This is a genomic window from Microbacterium panaciterrae (assembly GCF_039541635.1).
GTDB classification, from domain to species: Bacteria; Actinomycetota; Actinomycetes; order Actinomycetales; family Microbacteriaceae; genus Microbacterium; species Microbacterium panaciterrae.
Window position 1 is genome coordinate 15,110 of the sequence record NZ_BAABGP010000037.1, and the last position, 19,360, is coordinate 34,469.

The window sequence follows — 19,360 nt, forward strand, 5'->3', positions numbered from 1 at the left end:
GGGGTCAATTATGTCGTCCGAGTCCCGATGCGCGGGGGAGCGCCTCCGCCCGAGACGGGTTACCGTGTGAGGAGCACGGGGGGATCGTGTTCAGGGTCTAAGAAAGTCGATTTCGGCTGGCGTAATCTTCGCCACCCTGTATTCTGAGCTGAGACCTGGGGGGTCGGTCATGAATTTGGGCGGATTTGTCCAAAGCGTCGCGGCGAGAGCACCCCTCGTAGGTAGAAGGCCCTCGTGGAAGGACAACGCGTGACGATCACCGAACCCCAGCTCGCTTCGAGCATCGAAGCCCCTGCGGAGGCTGCGCCCGCTGTCTCCGGTGATCTGAAGCCGGTGCGCCGTCGCAGGTCACCATTGTTCGGCCTCGCTGTCATCGGGCTGATCCTCCTCTCAGGTCTCGCCGGCGTCATCGCCTTCAACAGCGTGAGCAAGTCCACGCCCGTGTTCGTCGCGAAGAGCGACATCGTGCGAGGGCACGTCATCACCAAGGACGACCTGACGACGATCTCGATCGCAGCGGATCAAGACACGCAGGCGATCAGTGCGACGAAGGCCGACACCGTCATCGGACAGATCGCCGCCGTCGACATTCCGACGGGCGGCATGGTCACCACCTCTTCGCTCACCAAGTCGCTCGCCGTGCCGGACGGCAAGGCCCTCATCGGCATCACCCTGCAGCCCGGCAAGTACCCGGCTCAGACACTCCACGCCGGCGACAACGTCGTGCTCGTCCCGGCGCAGGCGCAGGGTGCGCCGCCGGTCGACATCACCGCAGAGCAGACCACGCCGGCCGTCGTCTCGCAGGTGAAGCCGGTCCCGAACACCAACGACGTCGTCGTCGACGTCTACGTGTCCGCGGCCGCGGCCCCCGGGATCGCGAGCCGCGGTGCATCCGGTGGCCTCGCCCTCTACCTCTCCACCGGGGCATCCAAGTGACCGTCTACGCGATGACCAGTCTCGCCGGGGCACCCGGGGTGACCACCGCGGCGACCGCGCTGGCGGTGCACTGGCCGCGTCCGGTCGTGCTGATCGAGGCCGACACCTCTGCCGCTTCCACGGTCATGGCAGGGTTCTTCCGCCTCAACCTGCGCCCGACCGCCGGCGGAATCGAACGGCTCTCGTTCGCGATCGCCCGCAACGCCCTCGAAGCGGAAGACATCCTGGATCCGGAACTTTCCCTTTCCATCGCCGTGCACGAGCTCCCCGAGCTCCGCGACTACCCGATCCCAGCGATCCCCGACGGGCACCGCATGTGGGTGATCCCCGGCTTCGCGAGCCTCAGCATGGTCGGCGGCGTGCAGGGGCTCTGGAGGACACTCCCACTCCTCCTCGGTGCCCTGGGCGCGGGCGGCATCGACGTCATCGTCGACCTGGGCCGGCTCGGCATCGACGACCCCCGTCTGGCTCTGATCGACAGCGCCGATCGCGTCATCATCAACGCGGAGGCGTCCGTCGTCGATCTCAACCGGTCCTACCGGCGACTCGACCTCCCGGACCTGAACCAGCGCGTGGCCGCCGGCACCACCAGCGAGCGCTTCTGGGCGCTGCTGAAGGCCTCCGCACACGAGAAGTTCCGCACCCGCGAATTCTCCGACCATGTGCTGCCCGTCCTGGCCACCCTCCCGCACGACCCCCTCGGAGCCGCCGTGTTCTCCCACGGCCGCCCCGACCCCAAACCCGCCCGCAACGCCTACCGCGGCGCCGTCCGCCGTGTCGTGCAGGACCTGCAGGTCCTCGACGCCCGCAACCAGGACAGGAGCGTGACCGCATGAGCGATCCTCGCGACCTCGACCCGGACGAGGTGGAGATCACCACCCGGCCGTACTTCGACGACCTCGGCACCCGGCCCGCGCCCGCTCCGACACCGACGACACCACCTCGGGTCCGCGGCAACAACCACCTCCTCGCTGCCGCGACCGGACGCCCGCCCCTGCACATCGTCGACGACGAGGACGCGGCGCAGGCCGGCACCCGTCGCGATCGCAAGGCCGCGCGCTCCGTCACGCAGGACGACGTCCTGCAGAACCGAGGAGCGGCATGGATCGAACCGACGGGCTACCTCGACGTCGACTGGGACGTCGTCATGGAACTCACCCGCGAGATCCCCGTCGCCGACATCGACGCCGGAGAGCGGGATCGCGGATCCTTCGACGTCGCGACAGCCTCCGCCGGGCCGGAGACTCCCGCAGAGGAGCGCACCTGGCTGGAGATCGAACGGCTCATCAACCACTACGTGAACCGTCAGATCACCAAGCTCGGCGCCGACCACGACTGGTCGCCGCTCAAGCGCGGGCAGTACCGGCAGGCGATCTTCGACCAGGCCCACCGCTACGGCCGCCTGCAGCAGTACCTCCGCGAGGAGAACGTCGAGGACATCTCGATCGTCGGCTTCGGCAACGTCGTGGTCACCAAGACGACCGGCCTCAAAGAGCGACGACCACCGATTGCCCGCAGCGACCGCGAGCTCGACGACATGGTCGGCGAGATCGCCTCCTACCGCGGCCGCAGCTTCGCCCGCCCCGGCGGACGCCTCAACCTCGACATCGGCGGTGCCCGCCTTTCCGCAACCGGGTACAGCTCGGTCACCAATGTCACCATCCGCAACCACGGATACGTCGACATCGGCCTGAACGACATGGTCCGCGTCGGCACGATCAACCAGGACATCGCGACCTTCTTGGGCGCGGCCTCCCGCGCGAACCTCTGCCAACTGATCGCCGGGTACCCCGGTGACGGTAAGACGACCTTCGTCCGCGCTCTGGCGGCAGAGTTCCCCCCGGAAGAGAAGATCAGCACGATCGAGACGGAACGAGAGCTCTACCTGAACAAGCTCCCCGAGCGGCACTGGCAGGTGCAGGACCTGCAGTACGTCCCGCCGCAGTCCGCCGGCGCTGACAGCGCCGCAGGCATCACCCTGGACCAGTGCCTCGACGATGCCCTCCGCGCCAGCGTCCAGCGGATCATCTACGCCGAGGTCAAGAGCATCGAGGGGCCGAGCGCGATGAAGGCCATGCTCGCGGGTAAGGGCGTCATCTCCACGATCCACGCCCGCAGTGCGGATGACGCCATCCACCGTTTCGCCGACATCCTGATGAGCGAGAACGGCCTCTCCGACGACACCGTCCCCCTGCGCCAGATCGGGCGCAGCATCCACCTCATCCTCTACATCGAGAAGATCCAGAACCCGGACGGCACACTTCGCCGTGTCGTCACCGAGGTCGCCGAAATCGTCCTCAACGACAAGCACCAGCCCATGGCCAAGCCGCTGTTCCTCTACGACCCGGACCTGGACACCTGGACCACCCCGGAGGAGCCCACCAAAGAAACCGCCAAGCGGCTTCGCCGTGCGGGCTACGTCTGGCCCTACCGGAAGGGGAACGCATGACCCTTGCAGCCCTCGCCGCGGCAGGCTTGATGGGGGGCATCATCATGGCCGTCCTGTACTTCCGGCCGGGACCGGAGAAGGAAGCGCGCGCCCCCAAGCCCACGCTCACCCAGCGATGGAACGCGATCAGCGAAGGAACCCGGCAGCGCCTCATCATCGGCGCAGTCCTCGGCCTCCTCCTCGCGTTCCTCACCAAGTTCCCGGTCCTCGTCGTCGTTGTGCCCGCCGCCCTCGTCTGGCTCCCGCTGCTGCTCAGCAACCCGCCCACCAAGGAACGCGACCTGATCGTCGCCCTCGAGAACTGGGCCCGCGCCCTTGCCGCCGGCGTCGGTGCGAACAAGTACACGCTCAAGGACGTCATCGGCGTGACCCGCGGCAGCGCCCCAGGGATCCTCCAGGGCCCGGTCGACCGTCTCTACGCGCGGATGATGTCGACCTGGACCGTGAAGGACAGCCTCCGGAAGTTCGCCGACGAGCTGAACAGCCCCGCCGCGGACGAGGTCCTCATCGCGCTCATCCAGGCCGCCGAGTTCAACGGCGGTGGCCTCGAGACAGCGCTGAAGGGTATCGCCGAGAACCTCCACGTCGCATCGAAGAACATGCTCGAGGTCGACGTCGAGCGTGCCAAGGCCCGCGACACCATGCGCATCATGGCCGTCTTCATCGGGTTCACGGTCGTCTACCTGGTCTTCTTCGGCGGCTCCGGGCAGCTCGACTTCTACCGCACTCCTCTCGGCGTGATCGCGATGCTCATCGTCCTCAGCGGGTTCGTGGGTCTGATGATCTGGGCCAAGGCGATCACCCGGGTGCGCCCCGAACCCCGCATCCTCATCCAGACCACCAGAGGAGGGCAGGAATCATGACCGTCACCTGGCTCACCGTGCTCCCCGGGGTGCTCTTCGGCATCGCGCTCGGAGTGATCGTCCTCGCATACGCCCCTCAGACTGTGCGCACCAGCGACGCGCTGGCCCGCCTCGGAGAGCCCTCCGTGAGCGCCGCGGGCCCCACCGTCCAGCTGACGCGCTGGGACCGCGTCGGCAGCTGGCTCGCCCAGCACCTGCCGGCCATCAAGTTCCTCGCCCCGCCGACCAAGGACCTCGACCTGCTCGAGATGTCGGTCAGCTACTTCTACGCGTCCAAGGCGAAGGCGGCTCTGTTCGGATTCGCGGCGCCCCTGGTCCTCCCGATCTTCTGGCAGCTGGTCACCGGTCAGGCCTCCGCGATGCTCCTCGCCCCGAGCCCGATCTTCGCGATCGTCCTCTGGTTCTCCGTGGACACCAACGTGAAGGCGCGCGCCGCGAAGGCCCGCCAGGAAGTCACCCGCTTCATGGGCGTCTACCTGCAGACCGTCGCCGTCGCGCTCCTCGGAAACACCACCCCCGACACCGCGCTCAGCGAGACCGCGAACCTCTCCGACTCCTGGGTGTTCAAGCGCCTGCGTCGCGAGTACGCCGCTGCCGACCTCACCCGAGTCAGCAAGTGGGACGCGCTCGAGAACCTCGGCAAGCAGCTCGACGTCCCCCCGCTCGTCGAACTCGGCCGCACGATGCGCATGTCCGAAGCCCACGTCAGCCTCCGCGAGCAGCTGCTCGCCTCCGCCGACCAGCTGCGCGACCAGGTCGCCGCCGCGACCAGGAAGGACGCCGAGCGCGTCACCCGACGAGCGACCGTCCCCGTCTACCTGACCCTGGCCGTGCTGATCGTGCTCACCCTCCTCCCGTCCATCGCCAACCTGTTCCTCCACCAGTAACCACCACGAAAGGAAACACCCACCATGAACGAAATCCCCGCATGGGCAGCCTGGATGATCGGCGGCATCGTCGTCGTCGGCATCATCGTCGCAGCCGTCACCGCCTGGGCCCCCGGGTTCATCCAGGGCCTGCTCCCGCACTGATGATCACCCGAATCCGACAGCAGCAAGAGCGGCTCCGCGCTCTCCGCGCACTCCTCGCCCGTGACGAGGGATGGGCGGGAACCGCCATGCTCCTCATGGCGACGCTGCTCTTGCTGCTGATCGGATTCCAGACGGCCTGGTGGTTCGCCGGCTACAACGTCGCACAGACAGCCGCGCAGGCCGCGTACACCGACAGCCGGGCCTACCAGGCGCCCGCCGACGCCGGCAAGAGCACCGCAGAGCAGCTCATCGCCAACACTAGACAGACGCTCCGCAACCCTCGCGTCACGATCACTCGAGGAGCCGACACCGTCACGGTGACCGTCACCGGAAACGCGGTCGCGCTCCTGCCAGGCATCGAAGCACCACCGGTCAGCTACACGATGACCGGCCCGATCGAGAAGTGGGTGCCGGCACCATGATCACCCGCATCCGACGACTCCTCCGCGGCGAGCGCGGAGGTCTCGAAGACGTGCCAGGCTGGGCGATGATGTGCCTCGTCGCGATCGCGCTCATCAGCCTGATCGCGCTCCTCGGCCGCGGCGCAGCCATCAATAACACCGTCCAGGCGGCCGCGTTCGCGGCAGCCCGGGACGCGTCCCTCTCGCGTGGTGGTGACGCTGTGCCTCACGCGATCGCCGCGGCGAACACCTCCCTCAGCGGCAACGTGATCTGTCAGTCCCTCCACGTCGAGATCGGCGGCAACGGGCTCCACACCGGCCTCGGCCAGGCCGGTACCGTCTCCGCGACGATCACCTGCGTGGTTTCCTACGGTGATCTCGTCTTCCCGGGCTGGAACCTCCCCGGCACCTTCACCGTCACTAAGACCGAGCACTCGCCCGTCGACCCCTACCGAGAGAGGTGATCCCCACATGAAGTTCGTGCCCATGTTCGCTCTGATCTTCGTGGCCTTCTTCGTCATGGCCGGCATCGTCGTCGACGGCGGAGGCCAATCGCAGACCGTGCAGCAGGCGATCTCGATCGCGCAATCCGCTGCTCGAGCAGGAACGAACGCTGCCGCCGGTACCAGCGTCAACGGTGACGCGTTCGACCTGTCAGGCCCGATGGCCGTCACGGCAGCACAGAACTACCTCGCCTCCGCCGGCGTCCGCGGAACCGCCCGCGTGGCCGGCGACACCGTCACCGTCACCGTCGACATGACCTACAGCCCACATATCCTCAAGATCGCGGATATCCCCATCCACGTCACCAGATCCGCACGACTGATCGGAAACTGAAATGACCCGCCGTACCGCCACCACCATCACCGTCGCCACGCTCGCCGCGGTCGCGGTGCTCGGGCTGACCGCGTGCGACCCGGGCACCCCCAAGCCCACCGGCAGCAGCAGCCCGTCGCCGACGGCTACGAGCACGCCGACGGCCTCGGCGACCGATCGGCCCATGCCCCCACAGGTAGATGCGCCTAAGGACGGAGATGCAGCTGTCGCCGCGGCGAACAAGACGTACGAGGCGTACCTGGAGGCACAGATCCCGTTCTTCGAGAATGTTTCGCTTGGTGCGTCCTACCTGAGCGGGTATGTGCTGCAGGGCGGTTCGGCGTGGACAACGTTGAACAGCACCGCTGACCATGGCGTCAACACCATCGCCTCTGGGGGCCCCTTCGTTTGGACGCTCAACGGCGCAATGTCCGAGGCTTCCACGTCGACTAACTCTCAGAACGGGCAGAAGGTCGACTTCGGGGGAGTGCATCTCTACGGGTGTATCGATGACACGAAGATCAAGTACAGCGTCCCCGAGATCAAGAACACCCCAGGGACGCCCGTTGCCGTAACGCTCGTATACGTGCCGGACGCGCACGCGTGGATGATCCAGGAAGATCGCCGGATGCGCGCATCGGACGGGGAGGCGATGCCGCAATGCTGAGGATGAAGCGTCTGCTCATTGGCATCATGGCCGCGGTTCTTGCGACTGGGGCGATGCTGATCGGTGCCGCAGGACCGGCCTCTGCTCAGGACTGTCACTACGAAGGGCCTGTCTGGGTCTGCGACGTTGTCGTTACGAATCCAGGTGATCCGGGGACATCGAATCCCGGGACCGGCGCGGGACCTGCGGATTTCACTCCAGGCCCATCGAAGTGCGTCGACAACTACACGAAGCCAGCGCCGACTGAGATCCCGTGCAACGTGGGAAACGCCTGGTTCGACAACGAGCGCCAGTGCTACTGGTCCCTTGACGATCCTCAGGGCCCCACCACAACGCACGACCCGTCGGTGGGCGCCTGGTACACGTGTACGTTCACCGATGCTCGATGCCCTCCAGCCCAAGGCTGCTTCAGCGTCCCGGTCTGGAGGAACACACCACCACCGGGGATCAACCGGTACACGCCCGCGCAGGCAGCGGGTGCGCTGGCCAAGACGTTCGTGCTTTCGCCGATCGAAATTGGTATGGCGCCGGAGTTGAAAGTGCACACGGACGACCCGCCGGGGACGGCCCCGTATCGACGCACCTGGGTCGGGATTCCGGTCTGGTTGTGGGTGAACAACCCGGCGCCGACATCGTGGGGTCCGCAGTCGAAGACCGCGACCCTCGGCGGGGTCACGGTGACCGCGAACGCCTCTGTGCAGTCGCTCTACTGGAACTCCGGCGACGGCCAGAACGTCACCTGCGGTGCCGGGACGCCGTTCAACGCGGCGGCCTACGCGAACCAGGCGGCCGTGGACTCCCCGACCTGCGGGATCCGGTACCAGCACACGACCAAGGGCGGCACGTTCACGGTCACGGCGACCACGAGCTGGGTCGTCGAATGGACCGGTGGCGGGCAGGCGGGGCAGATCCAGATGCCCACGGCCACGTCCACCACGGACGTTAGGGTCGGTGAGCTGCAGTCGGTGAACGTCACGACGACGGGCGACACCTACAACTAAGGAGACAGCCAGCATGAAGAAGCTGCTCGCAGGCCTCGGATCCCTGATCCTGATCCTCGCCTGGGTGATCGGGTTCCCCGTCGTGCTCTTCCTGCTCGCCGGGAACCCGTTCCCGACCGCCGCGCAGTGGAACGCGATCATCACCCTCACGCCCGACTACGGCAACATCATCCTCTTCACGAAGGTGCTGCCGCTGCTTCTCTGGGTGATCTGGGCGGCCTTCACCGCACCGTTCCTCGTCGAGCTCTTCGCCTCCTTCCGGGGCGTCAAGACCAGGAAGAAGTTCCGGGCGACGCGCTGGCAGCAGAACCTCTCCGCCGGTCTCATCGGCGCCGTCGCGCTCACCTTCGCCGGGCTTGGTGGTCTCAGCGGCGCGGCGCCGGCGAACGCCGCGACCGTGCAGTCTGTGTCGGCCGGCACGGTCGCGTCAGCGCCCGTGGTGCGCACCCCGATCCAGCAGACCCCGATACAGCAGCAGGCCCCGCCCACGGTGCACGACGAGCAGGTGACTGTACAGGAGGGCGACACGCTCTTCGGGATCTCCGAGCGCGTCACCGGGGACGGCAACAACTACCCCGAGATCGTCGAAGCCACCCCGGGTGTTCAGCCCGACGGTCAGACCCTGACGGACCCCGATCTCATCCAGCCGGGATGGGTGGTGAACGTGCCGGTGACAGAAGCGGCGGCACCCGCCGCGCCCGCACCGGCTCCCGTGACCCCGGCGCCGGCGCCGCAGACCTCCACATCGCCTGACGGCGTTGACGCTCCAGGAGCCCTCCCCCCGGGTTCGGTCGACGGAGGATCTGCGGGCGCTGGCGTCGGCTCTTCGAACGTGGCGGCCACGCCGTCGCCGTCGAAGGCCCCCGAGCAGGCCCCGCCAATCGAGCGCCCGGCGCCGCAAGCGGTCGCCCCCGTGACGGAAGAAGCCGAGCAGGGGATCGACTGGTCCGTGCCGCTCATGACCGCTGGGGGCATCGGTGGGATCCTCGCAGCCGGGCTGCTCTCTGCGCTGAGCGTACGTCGAACACAGCAGCGCCGCCGCCGGGCGTTGGACGAGCGGATCGCGCTTCCCGAGGGCGACGCGCAGCGGATGGAGCTCGAGACGGAATACATCTCGGATCCGACATCGGTAGACGACGTCGACAACTCACTCCGGACCCTGCAGGCATGGGCGGAAGAGACCGGAGCGGAACTGCCGGAGCTCGTCGCCGTGCGCGTCGCGGACGAGGAAGTCGCCCTGTACCTGGCAGGACCGGCACAGCTGCCCGAGCCGTTCGAGAGCGTGTCAGACGACGGGACCGCCTGGATCGTGCGCCCAGGGCGCGCCGTGGCGCCGCCGCGGCCGACGGTGTCCCCCTACCCGGCGCTGGCGACGATCGGCACCGACGCGAACGGCGGGTTCTTGTTGCTCGACCTCGAGCAGATCGGGTCGCTGAACGTGAACGGCGACGACGAGATCGCCGTCGGCATGCTGAACGCACTCGCCTCCGAGCTCGCTCAGAACCCCTGGTCCGAGGACATCCAGGTGACGCTTGTCGGGATGGACGACGCGCTCGCCTGGAAGCTGAACCGGGCACGGATCCAGCAGGTCGCTGATGTGCCCGCGCTGGTGCGGAACCTGCGTGCCGACATGGAAGACCGCCGCGAAGCCCTCGACTCCTACGGCGTCGGCGGCGTGCTCGAGGCGCGCACCCGGGCGACCGAGATGGAATCCTGGGCGCCGCACATCGTGATCCTCGCCGAGCCGCCCGTCGGCGCGCTGCGAGACGAGCTCGCTGAACTGGTGGAGCGCATGCCCCGCCTCGGGATCGCGACCGTCTCCCACGGCGCCCCGCTCGTCGACGGCGCGACCATCAACGTGCAGTCCGCGCAAGACGCCGAGTACTGCAGCGGCGGAGCCATGCCGCCGATGCCGTTCCGCCCGCAGATTCTGGCCGGCCAAGAGCTCGATGCAATGCGCGAGCTGTTCGCCGTCACCGAGCAGGCCGGACACGTCGTCGACCTCATCGCCGAGCACCCGCAGCCCGCCGAGGCCGAGCCCCTGCCCGCGACCGAGGCCATGGTCGCCAACGCGGCCGCTGAGCTCGTAGCCCAAGACGACGAGGACGCTGCCGACGCGGCGGCCGCCGCCGAGACCACCGCGGACGCCGAGGAGTCACACGCGCCTGCAGAAGCCGCCGCCGAGCTCGAGGGCGAGAGCGCCCCCATGGTCGTGGTCCCAGACTGGCCGGCACCGATGATCCGCCTGCTCGGGCCGGTCGACGCCGAGGGCATCGCGGATCCCGAGGCTCTGCCCGGCCGCGGCCTGGAACTGCTCGCGTTCCTGCTCCTGCAGAACGGGCCCGTTGCCGGATCGTTCGTCCAGTCCCAGCTCTGGCCCGACAAGTACGACCCGAAGAACGGCAACGCTCGCACCCTCGCGAAGCAGGTCCGCGGCGCCCTCGGACACGACCCCGACGGCAACCCGCTGCTCCCCGAAGGACGCGCCAGCGCCGGGTTCAGCGCCCACCCCGCGATGACCACCGACTGGCACGTGTTCTGCCAGCTCATCGGCCCCGACCTCAAGACCACCAGCAACGAGAACCTCCTCGCCGCGGTGCGACTCGTGCGCGGCATCCCGTTCGCCGGCGTGAAGCGGCAGCGCGGATGGTGGACCTGGCAGCGCAACTGGGAAGAGACCATGCGTCAGGCGATCGTCGACGCCGCCGCCGAGCTCGCACACCGCGCCCTCGGATCCTCCAGATTCGACGACGCCCGCACCGCGGCCCGCGCCGCACAGGCCGCGGACCCGCTCGTCGAGACCGGATGGCGACTCGAGATCGAGACCGCCATGAAGGCAGGCGACGCCGACGCATTCAACCGCGTCGTCGAGGAGATGTACGAGCGCATCGGCACCGACACCGAACTCGACGACGAGACCGTCGAGCTCATCGACGCCGCACACAAAGTCCTTCCCGGACTCAGCTGATGACGAGCACCCAGAGCAGCGCGGAAACCGCGGTCGACCACCAGGTGGCGGCCCGCCCGCGCCACCCGCTGCTCTGGGCGCTCGCGCAAGGCACCGGCATCGGCCTCGTGCTCGCCCTCGTCCGCTACTGGCAACCCGCAGCGTTCCCCTGGGCGCTTCTCGTGGCCCTCTCAGCCGCCCTCGTCGTCGTAGCCACGATCGATGAGATCACCCGCCGGATCCCCAACACGTACACCGCCCTGCTGCTCGCCGCAGGGGCCGTTCTCGCCGGACAGACCGCGATCCTCAACGGCCCGACGGCGGCGCTCACCGCGGTGGCGACCGCGGCCGGCGTCACCGTGTTCTACGGGGCCGGTGCAGCCCTCCGCTGGTGGGGGATGGGCGACGCGAAACTCGCAGGCACGGCCACGCTCCTCGTCGCCACCATCGCCGGCCCCCTCGCCGCGTACCTCGTCCCCATCGCGATCCTCATCAGCGGCGCCCGCATCCTCCTCCGCCAGTTCGCAGGCAGGCCCACCAAGCACCCGCACGGCGCAGCGATCGCCGCCGCCGCGATCCTCGTGCTCCTGCTCGCGGCCCTCAGCGGCCGGTAAGAGTCCGCTGCCGGCGCGAGCTGCTCAGCCGGGGCGTAAGGCGGTGAGCAGACTGCCCAGGTCACTGGGGTCGCCGTCGAGGATCGCGCCCGCGACAGCCCAGACGATGATGACGGTGACGCTGATCCACCAGAACAGGCGGGCGAGCGAGCGTGCCAATCCCGCGCACGCGTCAACCATCCGGGTCATGCGGCGGATCCGCTTCCGTCTACTGGTCATAGCGACCACATGCGCGGTCGCCGGTGATGTCTCTCTCATGACTACCGTGGGTCCCGATTCCTGAGCTGATCGGACACCGCAGCCGAGACTGCCCGGGCAACGACATCCCGGACGCCCCGCGAAAAAGACCATAGATATGGATAACTATGGATCTCCGGCGCGTCACGGGAACACCTGCAGGCGGATTTTGTCCATCAAGGCCCGCCGCAGCCACCCCTTGTAGGTAGGAGGGCAAGTCGCCTTCGCACCCAGGGAGGGGCGATGAACATCGCGTTGAACAGGAGCTGTGACCATCCCACCTGCACGCGGCCAGCGAAAGCTCGGGGACTCTGCCACACCCACTACCAGCGGGCATGGCGGGCACGAACGCACGAGCGACTGCCCTGGCTGCGGACCGTCCCAGCGACAGGGACGGTGAGGCGTCTGCAGGCGCTCGTGGCCCTAGGACACCTCGAAGGTGATCTCGCGCTGCGGTTGGGCATGACCCAGGCGAATCTCACCGGCCTCGTCAACGGACATCACGACCAGGTGACCCCCGCTCGCCGGGACGCCGTCCACGCGCTCTTCCGAGAGCTGTGGACGGTCAAGCCTGTCGGATGGGTGCATGACAGGAACCGTCGCCTCGCCGTCCGCAACGGCTGGGTCGGCCCGCTCGCCTGGGACGAGATCGATACCGACCCTGAACCCGCGATCGTCGACACCGAAGAAGAGCAGACGAAGGGGGAACGAGTCCTTGAGGATGTCGAGTGGCTGCTGGCTGCCGGTGAGTCCCCATTCCTGATCTTGACGACCATGCACCGCACCGCGGCCTCGATCGCGAAGCTCGCCGACCGGTACGGGCGCCGTGACATCGCCCGCCCATTCGATGCCCTAATGGAATCCGCATGAGCGCCCAAGACGTCATCGACCTGCGAGAACTCGCCGCCGCCGCCCGCGCCCACGGCGGGCGCGTAGCGATCGCGCCTGACGCGGCCGAGCGCATCGCCGACGAGCTCGCTCGACTAGACCGCACCGACCCGGATCCGCACGCCTCCGTGGAATGGGCCGAGCTCACCGACGCCACGCACGCATTCGGATTCGCCGTCGGGAGGCTCGACGCCGCACGCAAGGCCTACGCGCGCCGATACCCGCTGCCGGGTCGCGAAGGGCCGAAACGATGAGCGCGACCCTGCAGCAGCCAGCAGGCCACGCGGATCTGTCTGGTGAGCGACACCATGGCGGTGCCAAGGCGCTGAGCGCTCAGGCCAACGTCCGCGGCATGGGTGCACGCTGTCGGTGATCGTCCCTACGGTGGAGGCATGGTGAACGACCCGGTGCCCGATGACTACGCGGGCACGCTCGAGGTGCCGAACCTCGATGCAATTCTCCAACGACCCGTTGGAGCGTGAGAAGCAGGCTAGGCCAGCTGACGAGATCGGGCGTCGACAATTTCAGACCGCACACGACGGAGGGGGAGTGGCGATGGAAGTGGCGAGGAACGAACATGGCGCCTTGATCACCCTCGAACAGGCGAGGACCCTAGCCGTGCTGCCACCGCTGTGGTGCCCGGGCGAGGTGCCCGACGGTTCCGAGTGCGGCGCCAAGGCGTGGGCCACGGCTCTGCACTCCACGAAGAAGTCCGCAGCGTTCGCCGCGCATCACCGCACCGGGTGCGATGAAGACTCCGGCAAGACGCACAGCCAGCCGGGAGACGCGGGCCACGATCACGCGCAGGGGAACCGGCCCGCCCAGTGGCGGATGCGGCTCGGCGCCGAGCCGCCCAGCTCTGGCCCGGATGGGCGACGACGCCCGGATCCGCGACGCCCCGGCTCTCTCACCCGCCGGTACCGCACGGATCCGGCACAGCGCGACATGGACACAGCTGACCAGCGCTCGTTCTCGACGATGCTGCTCAACCTGATCGCCGGCACGATGCCGCAGAACCTCGAGCTGCTCCTCGGAGGGAAGAAGCCCGTGCCCGCGGAAGACATCATCGTCGCCGCCCGTGACGCTGACAGCGCGACCTGGCTCAACCGCGACCTGATCATCTGGGGCACGGTCGCCGGGTACCGGACGACTCGCTGGGGCGGCCTCATGATCCGCCTCGAGAAGGCGGCCAACAGCGTCGCGATCCTCGTCGACAAGCAAAGCCTCGAACGCCTCGGCATCACCGACCCGAACATCCTGCTCAGTCGGGACGTGATCGCCTACGGCCGCTACACCAAGCCCGAGGAATCGCGCTGGTTCCACGTGCACGCCGTGACCTCGTCCGTCGCGTTCAACCCGCGAGTGGTGCGCCGGCGGAGATAATCACCGATCGACGGTGTGTACCTCGATGACTTGCAGCTCATGGAACCCTGCCGCGCGGCCGCGGCTGTTCAGCGCGATCGGGAACAGCAAGACCTCACCCTCACCACGGCCGGGCGCGATCGCCAGGCACCCGGCCGGCACGTCGGCTTCGACCACCACGCCGACGCCAGGGCCAGGCAAACGGGCGAAGGTCTCTGCCGATTCGAAGTCGGTCGACCAGGAGCTCAACGCCCGCATCGGGTACCGCGCCGCTGATGCCTCTACGAGGGTCCGCGGCGCCCCAGTGCCGGCTACGCCACGGAACAGTCGCACAGAAGAGCACCCATGGTCGACCATCGTGCGACGCAGCGCGGCCGCCGAACACTCGAGGATGGTGCCCAAGAGTGCACTGAACGCCGGAAGGTCATTCTGCAGCCGGGCAGCCCTCCGCTCTGCCCGGCGCGTGGTCGCATCCGGCGACTCGTGGAACAGCCCCTTGCGCAGCCTAGGCCGGAGAAGCTCCTCGGCGTGCGTGAGCAGGACCCGGCCGACGTCGGTGCCTGTCGGCCGCCTGCTGTGCAGCTCCTCCATGGCCACGCGGCACCCGAGCGCAACGACGTCTGCAGCCGTCGACGAGGAGTCGGGGGCGCTGAGCGTCCGGATCAGACGGGTCGTCGAGACCCCGTAGGGAGAACGCCCCCAGCCGTAGTCCGGACGGTACGCGGCCTGCGCCTCCGCGACGATCCGACGCGCGTGTGCTTCGGTGATCACGGTCTCCGGCACGACCTTCGCGGGCGTCGCCGCAGACAGCATGGGCCGGAGCAGCATCATTGCAGCGGGTTGGGCGGGGTATCGAGATCCGGTGGAGTCACAACGGGCTGCTGCGGGTTCTCGAGCGCGAGGCCGAGGATTCGGTAGGCGGTGTCGTTGAGCCCGTCACCGGGATAGAAGTCCTCGAACAGCGCCTCAGCTTCGGAGGCAGTCGTGATTTCGCGCTCAGCCAGCAGGGCGCGGAGATCTTCGTACTCGCGTCGCGCGCGCCGTTGCGCGGCGTTGAGTTTCATGGCGATCAGCATGTCGAGGGATGCGACCTGGATGGTGACGGATCCGCGGGAGTAGACGAGTTCCCACTCCTCGCCTCGTACACCGATGCCGCTGGGGAGGAACATCTTCGCCTGATCGTTGATCCAGTCCTCGGGCCACAGGTGCTGTGCTGCGACGGTGCGGGCCGTGGCGAGGATGACATCGGCGGGAGTGAGGACAGCGTCGATGTCCTGTGTGGCGCCGCGTGCGGCGTTGTGCCAGAGGGCGATGGCTGCACCGCCGATTATGCGGAGCGCGACCGGTTCGTCGTGCTCCTGGAGCCGGCGTATGAGATCGCGCAGGCCGACCTCGAGGTCATCGCGGGTGAGCCGCGCGGAAGGCTGAGGGGCGGTCATGCGGATGCCAACTCGCCGGATTCGATGAGAACCCCACGTCGGCGAAGGGGCTCAGGGACCTGGTCGACGTCGACCAGGTCAGCGAGTTCCGCCGCCCAAGGGCTCCACGCCGCATCTGGCACTCCCGCGGTGTTAGTCACCCAGGCGGGGATCGGCAGGCCGCGCCGGTCGGACTCGTCTTCAACGATCCCGGCGACCGCCCAGGACCACCCGTCGAGGCGCTCGGTGGGTTCGTCGACAGTGAGTGCGGCCACCGCGAGGGGGTCGCTGGCATGGAGCGAGTTTGCGAGCTGCAGGAGGACCTGGGTGGCGGCGTTCCGGTCGTTCTGCGCGAGTTCGAGCCTGATCAGGGTCAGCGCTTCGGCAGCGGAGGCGCGGCCACTGGTGTCAACGACGAGGAGGCGCGCGCCAAGGCCGTTCGCCCAAGCGGTGGCGGTTGAGGCGCGGGGGTCGCGTCGACCATGTTCGAACGCATAGATGGCGCTGGTGTCGATGCCAGTGCGCGCGCCGAGGGCCGTCGCGGCGATTCCGCGGCGACGTCGGAGTTGGGTGAGCTGCTCAGCGATCACCACACAAGTCTAGGGCGAAAACGCCCTAGTGGGTCGATCGGTGCGATAGAGCGTCTGTGGCTGCTTCTAGGCTTGCGTGGTGCTGATCGGAACCATTCGCCCTGACGAGACCCGCAAGATCACCGTGCAGGGGGAGGAACTCGACGAGATTCAGGACCTCGTGGCTGCACAGACCCCCGACGGGTGGGAGATCACGCGTGCGCCGGTCGCGATGTCGAAGAAGGACACGGTGCTGACCTGTGAAGCGACGATCGCACGCCGAAACGGGCTGCAGGAGATCGAAGGCGCCGACCTCGACGCACTCCGCTCGCTCACGCCGGCCGGCTTCACCCTCATCTCCGTCCGCGCCAGCTGACACCATGGACACGTTCGACATCGAGCAGAGATGGCCGGAACTGTTCGAACCACTCGACGACGTACAGCGCACCGCCGTCGTGCAGACGCTCGCCACCAGCTGGCACGAAGGCTTCACGCCCACACGCGACGTCGTCGAAAACCTCACCGCCTACGCCGCCGGGAGGATCGACGAGACCGAGTACCAGCGCCGCAGCGACGCGATCGCGGAAACCGCGCGCGGGCGGACCACGCGCTGATCTCATCCGTCTCTGCGTACGGTGAAGGCATGACGGATCCGCACGAGGTGCAGTTCGAGCTGCTCGACAACGCCGACTTGGACGCGAACATCGAAGTCAACGTGTTCCTTCGCCGATTCCACGGCACCCAGGCAGCTGTCCCCCCGCCGGCTATCGTCCGCGAGCTCGTCCAGGGGCTCCAGGGTCTGCCCGATCCAGTGACGTCGGTCGCTCGCGCTGGAGGCGACGTTGTGGGTGCTGCAACCGCGTGGACCCCCGTCATGCTGATCAAACCGCTCCTGCACCTCAAGGACCCCATGAGCGCACGGAAGGTGCTGACGCGGTGGCGCCTGTTCTCGCATATGGCGGTTGCGCCGGAGCAGCGTGGTCTCGGTATCGGTCGGGAACTCGTGCGGCTGCTCGAGGCAGAGTGCCGCCGTGGTGGCGCCGTGGCCATGTTCGGGTTCGCGGAGGATCTGCCGGAACCGTCCTGGCCGTTCTACGAACGTCTCGGGTATCGCATCCTCGGGCGCGGAGAGACCACTCTGATCGGCGGGATCCCTTCCGGGCAGGGACCCGGTCGGGCAGGCCGCGGTTTCGATAGGCGCCTCACCGTGCACTGAGCACCCACGGCAAGGCTCGTCCGAGGGCGAATTCGAGCGGTGTTTCCAGCGCACCGGACGCCGCGATCCGACCCAACGGGATGCAGAGCGCGCCCCCTCGGCATGTTCGCGCCGCCCGACCTCAGCACGTAGATGTCCACTCGCCGAGCCTCAGAGCACCCCTTGTAGGTGAGAGAGCAAATCGCTCCTCAGCAGGAGGGAACCATGTCGCTCACCTTCGCACCGCCGATCGCCGACCGGGTCGTCACGCTGTCCACGACCTGGGACCCAACGACGGACCCCCACGTCCAAGTCGTCGCCGCAAACACCCGACAACGCCTCACCGTCATCCACGAACTCCTCGAGATGTGCTGCAGGCAGCACGGAGAGCTCCTCATCCCCGCACCGACGTGGATGGCCCCCGGCATGCACGTCGACGAGGTCGAACGCACTCTGCAGAGCGCGATGGAGATCCTCGAGGCGCGACTCACCGCACCTGAGACACCGCTGCCCATGCTGACCGTCTTCGTCGACGAGCGCCACGCGATCGCCAGCGAAGCTCGGAACGAGCAGCAGCTGCACCGCATCAACGACGCCATCCGCCGGCTCATGTCAGACGGACACCGCGCCGGAATGCACGTCATCGTCGGCGACGTCGACGTCGATCCCACCCTCACCGGTCTGGCGTGCACCGTCGCCGTCGGACCCGTCAACGGCAGCGAGCGCGAGGCGCTGGAGGCTGCGTTCCCGGCGGTTCATGTTCCGGCCGTCGAGGACGGGGAAGGCTGGTTCTTCGGGACGAGCTCTCCTGCTGTCCGGATCAAGATCTGGGGAGGACAGCGTGTTTCTTGACGCATACTTCCGGGTCGTGAGCAGTGCACGCGCGAGGTTCGATGCGTGCTGGGTCGTGAACCCGGCGCCGAGCCCTGCGGCACGTGATGCCATCGAGCAGCTGCTCGCGCTCAACGAGGTCGAGAAGACTCTGATGCGGCGTACGGCGCCACTTCGGTGGCTCCGGAACCTCTCGGCCGTGGTGGGGTGGGCCTCGTTCGGAATCGAGCTGCTTGGCGCTCTCCCTGTGATGGTTCAGGTGATCTTGGGGATGCGCGTTGCCGCGGATCCGGAACCGTTCGGATCGTGGCTCACCTGGGTGCTCGTCATCTCGATGGCGGTCGGTGGGATTCTCTGGGCGGGGCTCCGCGTCGTCTATCGCCCGTTGGAGCGGAAGGGGAAGGTCGTCGCGATCTTGCGGCGTCCTGAGCTGGGGGCGCTTCGGAGGGTGCCCTGCCTCGGCGAATTCATCGTGGCTGCGGGCGTATCTGACCAGGCGGCGTGGGATGCGGCCGCGTTGCTCGAGGAGTACGCCCGGCTCGCGGGCGACGCGCAACGACTAAGGGGCAGCATTGCGCCCGAGGACGATCACCACTACACCAGCGACGAAATACGGCGCCACGCGGAACTGTCGGAGCGACACGGCGATGTGAAGCGGCGGCAGGCGGATCTCGCTCGGAGGATCGCCGACCTGCTGCAGGGGCAAACGCTCGGGGACGCGGCGGATGAGCTGCAGCGCTACTTTGACACGACCCCGCTCCCCGCAGTGCCGACCGTCTCATCCGAGGCTGAGGCGACCCGCGTCCACGCGCTGGTTCAGAGCGTGTTCGGGACGGATGCGACGTGCCTCGTCGAGTGGCGGCGGCCGCGGCATCCAGATCAGCGGCTCGGAGTGGATCGGATCCAGGTCGGGTACCGGATGCACCCGCGGCTTGCATCCGCGTCGTACCGGGATCGGGTTGCGTCAGATGTCGTTTCGCGCCTCGAGGGGGACTGGATCGTGCTCTGGGACGTCGCCCGTGATGGCGTCGTGTTCGAGAGGGAACCCGCGCTGCGAGGGGATTTGTCCAGCGGCCGGTTCGCGGGGGACCCCTTGTAGGTGAGAGCACCAATCGGGTGTTCCCTGCGAGGAGGT

Annotated in this window: 24 protein-coding genes; 20 read left to right on the top strand and 4 right to left on the bottom strand. The window is 67.9% G+C overall.

The annotated features are described in order from the left end of the window. Positions 1 to 249 precede the first annotated feature (249 nt). From ABD882_RS18720 to ABD882_RS18775, 12 genes are all read left to right on the top strand, one after another. Positions 250 to 936 (top strand): SAF domain-containing protein, encoded by a 687-nt coding sequence (locus tag ABD882_RS18720; RefSeq protein ID WP_345189008.1) that lies wholly within the window; start codon positions 250 to 252, stop codon positions 934 to 936. Positions 937 to 947: 11 nt separating this feature from the next. Beyond that, the gene (locus ABD882_RS18725) at positions 948 to 1,772 is read left to right on the top strand and encodes a hypothetical protein (protein ID WP_345189010.1); all 825 of its coding nucleotides are present in this window, start codon (positions 948 to 950) and stop codon (positions 1,770 to 1,772) included. After that, positions 1,769 to 3,385 carry an ATPase, T2SS/T4P/T4SS family gene (locus ABD882_RS18730; RefSeq protein ID WP_345189011.1) on the top strand — a complete coding sequence of 539 codons (1,617 nt, stop codon included), beginning with the start codon at positions 1,769 to 1,771 and terminating at the stop codon, positions 3,383 to 3,385. The genes ABD882_RS18725 and ABD882_RS18730 overlap by 4 nt, the downstream gene beginning before the upstream one ends. Continuing rightward, positions 3,382 to 4,248 carry a type II secretion system F family protein gene (locus ABD882_RS18735; RefSeq protein ID WP_345189012.1) on the top strand — a complete coding sequence of 289 codons (867 nt, stop codon included), beginning with the start codon at positions 3,382 to 3,384 and terminating at the stop codon, positions 4,246 to 4,248. The genes ABD882_RS18730 and ABD882_RS18735 overlap by 4 nt, the downstream gene beginning before the upstream one ends. Further along, a complete protein-coding gene (locus ABD882_RS18740; protein WP_345189013.1) occupies positions 4,245 to 5,135 on the top strand; it encodes a hypothetical protein in 891 nt (296 codons plus the stop codon). Before ABD882_RS18735 ends, ABD882_RS18740 begins: the two co-directional genes overlap by 4 nt. Positions 5,136 to 5,278: 143 nt before the next feature. Continuing rightward, positions 5,279 to 5,701, top strand: a complete 423-nt coding sequence (locus ABD882_RS18745) for a hypothetical protein (protein ID WP_345189014.1) — start codon at positions 5,279 to 5,281, stop codon at positions 5,699 to 5,701. Beyond that, on the top strand, positions 5,698 to 6,144 hold the full coding sequence (locus ABD882_RS18750; protein ID WP_345189015.1) for a hypothetical protein: 447 nt from the start codon (positions 5,698 to 5,700) through the stop codon (positions 6,142 to 6,144). Before ABD882_RS18745 ends, ABD882_RS18750 begins: the two co-directional genes overlap by 4 nt. A gap of 7 nt (positions 6,145 to 6,151) precedes the next feature. Next, entirely contained in the window at positions 6,152 to 6,517 is a 366-nt protein-coding gene (locus tag ABD882_RS18755; RefSeq protein WP_345189016.1) for a pilus assembly protein TadG-related protein, read from the top strand. Between the two features lies 1 nt (position 6,518). After that, on the top strand, positions 6,519 to 7,163 hold the full coding sequence (locus ABD882_RS18760; protein ID WP_345189017.1) for a hypothetical protein: 645 nt from the start codon (positions 6,519 to 6,521) through the stop codon (positions 7,161 to 7,163). A 539-nt stretch (positions 7,164 to 7,702) separates the two neighbouring features. Further along, on the top strand, positions 7,703 to 8,164 hold the full coding sequence (locus ABD882_RS18765; protein ID WP_345189018.1) for a hypothetical protein: 462 nt from the start codon (positions 7,703 to 7,705) through the stop codon (positions 8,162 to 8,164). A 13-nt stretch (positions 8,165 to 8,177) separates the two neighbouring features. Next, entirely contained in the window at positions 8,178 to 11,132 is a 2,955-nt protein-coding gene (locus ABD882_RS18770; protein WP_345189019.1) for a LysM peptidoglycan-binding domain-containing protein, read from the top strand. After that, positions 11,132 to 11,725, top strand: coding sequence for a prepilin peptidase (locus tag ABD882_RS18775; protein WP_345189020.1), 594 nt, complete (start codon positions 11,132 to 11,134; stop codon positions 11,723 to 11,725). The genes ABD882_RS18770 and ABD882_RS18775 overlap by 1 nt, the downstream gene beginning before the upstream one ends. A 24-nt stretch (positions 11,726 to 11,749) precedes the next feature. Here ABD882_RS18775 and ABD882_RS18780 read toward each other — a convergent pair whose 3' ends face one another. Then, positions 11,750 to 11,914 carry a hypothetical protein gene (locus ABD882_RS18780; protein ID WP_345189022.1) on the bottom strand — a complete coding sequence of 55 codons (165 nt, stop codon included), beginning with the start codon at positions 11,912 to 11,914 and terminating at the stop codon, positions 11,750 to 11,752. A gap of 510 nt (positions 11,915 to 12,424) precedes the next feature. Between ABD882_RS18780 and ABD882_RS18785 the strand changes: the two genes are divergently transcribed. The 3 genes from ABD882_RS18785 (at position 12,425) to ABD882_RS18795 (ending at position 14,233) form a co-directional block, all read left to right on the top strand. After that, positions 12,425 to 12,832, top strand: coding sequence for a hypothetical protein (locus ABD882_RS18785; RefSeq protein WP_345189023.1), 408 nt, complete (start codon positions 12,425 to 12,427; stop codon positions 12,830 to 12,832). Further along, positions 12,829 to 13,104, top strand: a complete 276-nt coding sequence (locus ABD882_RS18790; RefSeq protein WP_345189024.1) for a hypothetical protein — start codon at positions 12,829 to 12,831, stop codon at positions 13,102 to 13,104. Before ABD882_RS18785 ends, ABD882_RS18790 begins: the two co-directional genes overlap by 4 nt. A gap of 331 nt (positions 13,105 to 13,435) precedes the next feature. Beyond that, positions 13,436 to 14,233: a hypothetical protein gene (locus ABD882_RS18795; RefSeq protein ID WP_345189025.1), complete on the top strand. Its 798-nt coding sequence runs from the start codon at positions 13,436 to 13,438 to the stop codon at positions 14,231 to 14,233. Here the strand turns inward: ABD882_RS18795 and ABD882_RS18800 are convergent, their stop codons facing one another. From ABD882_RS18800 to ABD882_RS18810, 3 genes are read right to left on the bottom strand one after another with little or no spacing between them, the layout of a single operon-like run. Continuing rightward, positions 14,234 to 15,043, bottom strand: a complete 810-nt coding sequence (locus tag ABD882_RS18800) for a hypothetical protein (RefSeq protein WP_345189026.1) — start codon at positions 15,041 to 15,043, stop codon at positions 14,234 to 14,236. Further along, positions 15,040 to 15,651 carry a hypothetical protein gene (locus ABD882_RS18805; RefSeq protein WP_345189027.1) on the bottom strand — a complete coding sequence of 204 codons (612 nt, stop codon included), beginning with the start codon at positions 15,649 to 15,651 and terminating at the stop codon, positions 15,040 to 15,042. The genes ABD882_RS18800 and ABD882_RS18805 overlap by 4 nt, the downstream gene beginning before the upstream one ends. Then, a complete protein-coding gene (locus tag ABD882_RS18810) occupies positions 15,648 to 16,220 on the bottom strand; it encodes a helix-turn-helix domain-containing protein (protein ID WP_345189028.1) in 573 nt (190 codons plus the stop codon). Before ABD882_RS18810 ends, ABD882_RS18805 begins: the two co-directional genes overlap by 4 nt. Positions 16,221 to 16,299: 79 nt before the next feature. Between ABD882_RS18810 and ABD882_RS18815 the strand changes: the two genes are divergently transcribed. From ABD882_RS18815 to ABD882_RS18835, 5 genes are all read left to right on the top strand, one after another. Next, a complete protein-coding gene (locus tag ABD882_RS18815; RefSeq protein ID WP_345189030.1) occupies positions 16,300 to 16,575 on the top strand; it encodes a hypothetical protein in 276 nt (91 codons plus the stop codon). Between the two features lie 4 nt (positions 16,576 to 16,579). Beyond that, a complete protein-coding gene (locus tag ABD882_RS18820; RefSeq protein WP_345189031.1) occupies positions 16,580 to 16,813 on the top strand; it encodes an antitoxin VbhA family protein in 234 nt (77 codons plus the stop codon). Between the two features lie 47 nt (positions 16,814 to 16,860). Further along, positions 16,861 to 17,415 (top strand): GNAT family N-acetyltransferase, encoded by a 555-nt coding sequence (locus tag ABD882_RS18825; protein WP_345189032.1) that lies wholly within the window; start codon positions 16,861 to 16,863, stop codon positions 17,413 to 17,415. A 204-nt stretch (positions 17,416 to 17,619) separates the two neighbouring features. Continuing rightward, positions 17,620 to 18,246: a hypothetical protein gene (locus tag ABD882_RS18830; RefSeq protein WP_345189033.1), complete on the top strand. Its 627-nt coding sequence runs from the start codon at positions 17,620 to 17,622 to the stop codon at positions 18,244 to 18,246. Between the two features lie 55 nt (positions 18,247 to 18,301). Next, positions 18,302 to 19,324: an enolase-like domain-containing protein gene (locus ABD882_RS18835; protein WP_345189034.1), complete on the top strand. Its 1,023-nt coding sequence runs from the start codon at positions 18,302 to 18,304 to the stop codon at positions 19,322 to 19,324. The last annotated feature ends 36 nt before the right edge of the window (positions 19,325 to 19,360 follow it).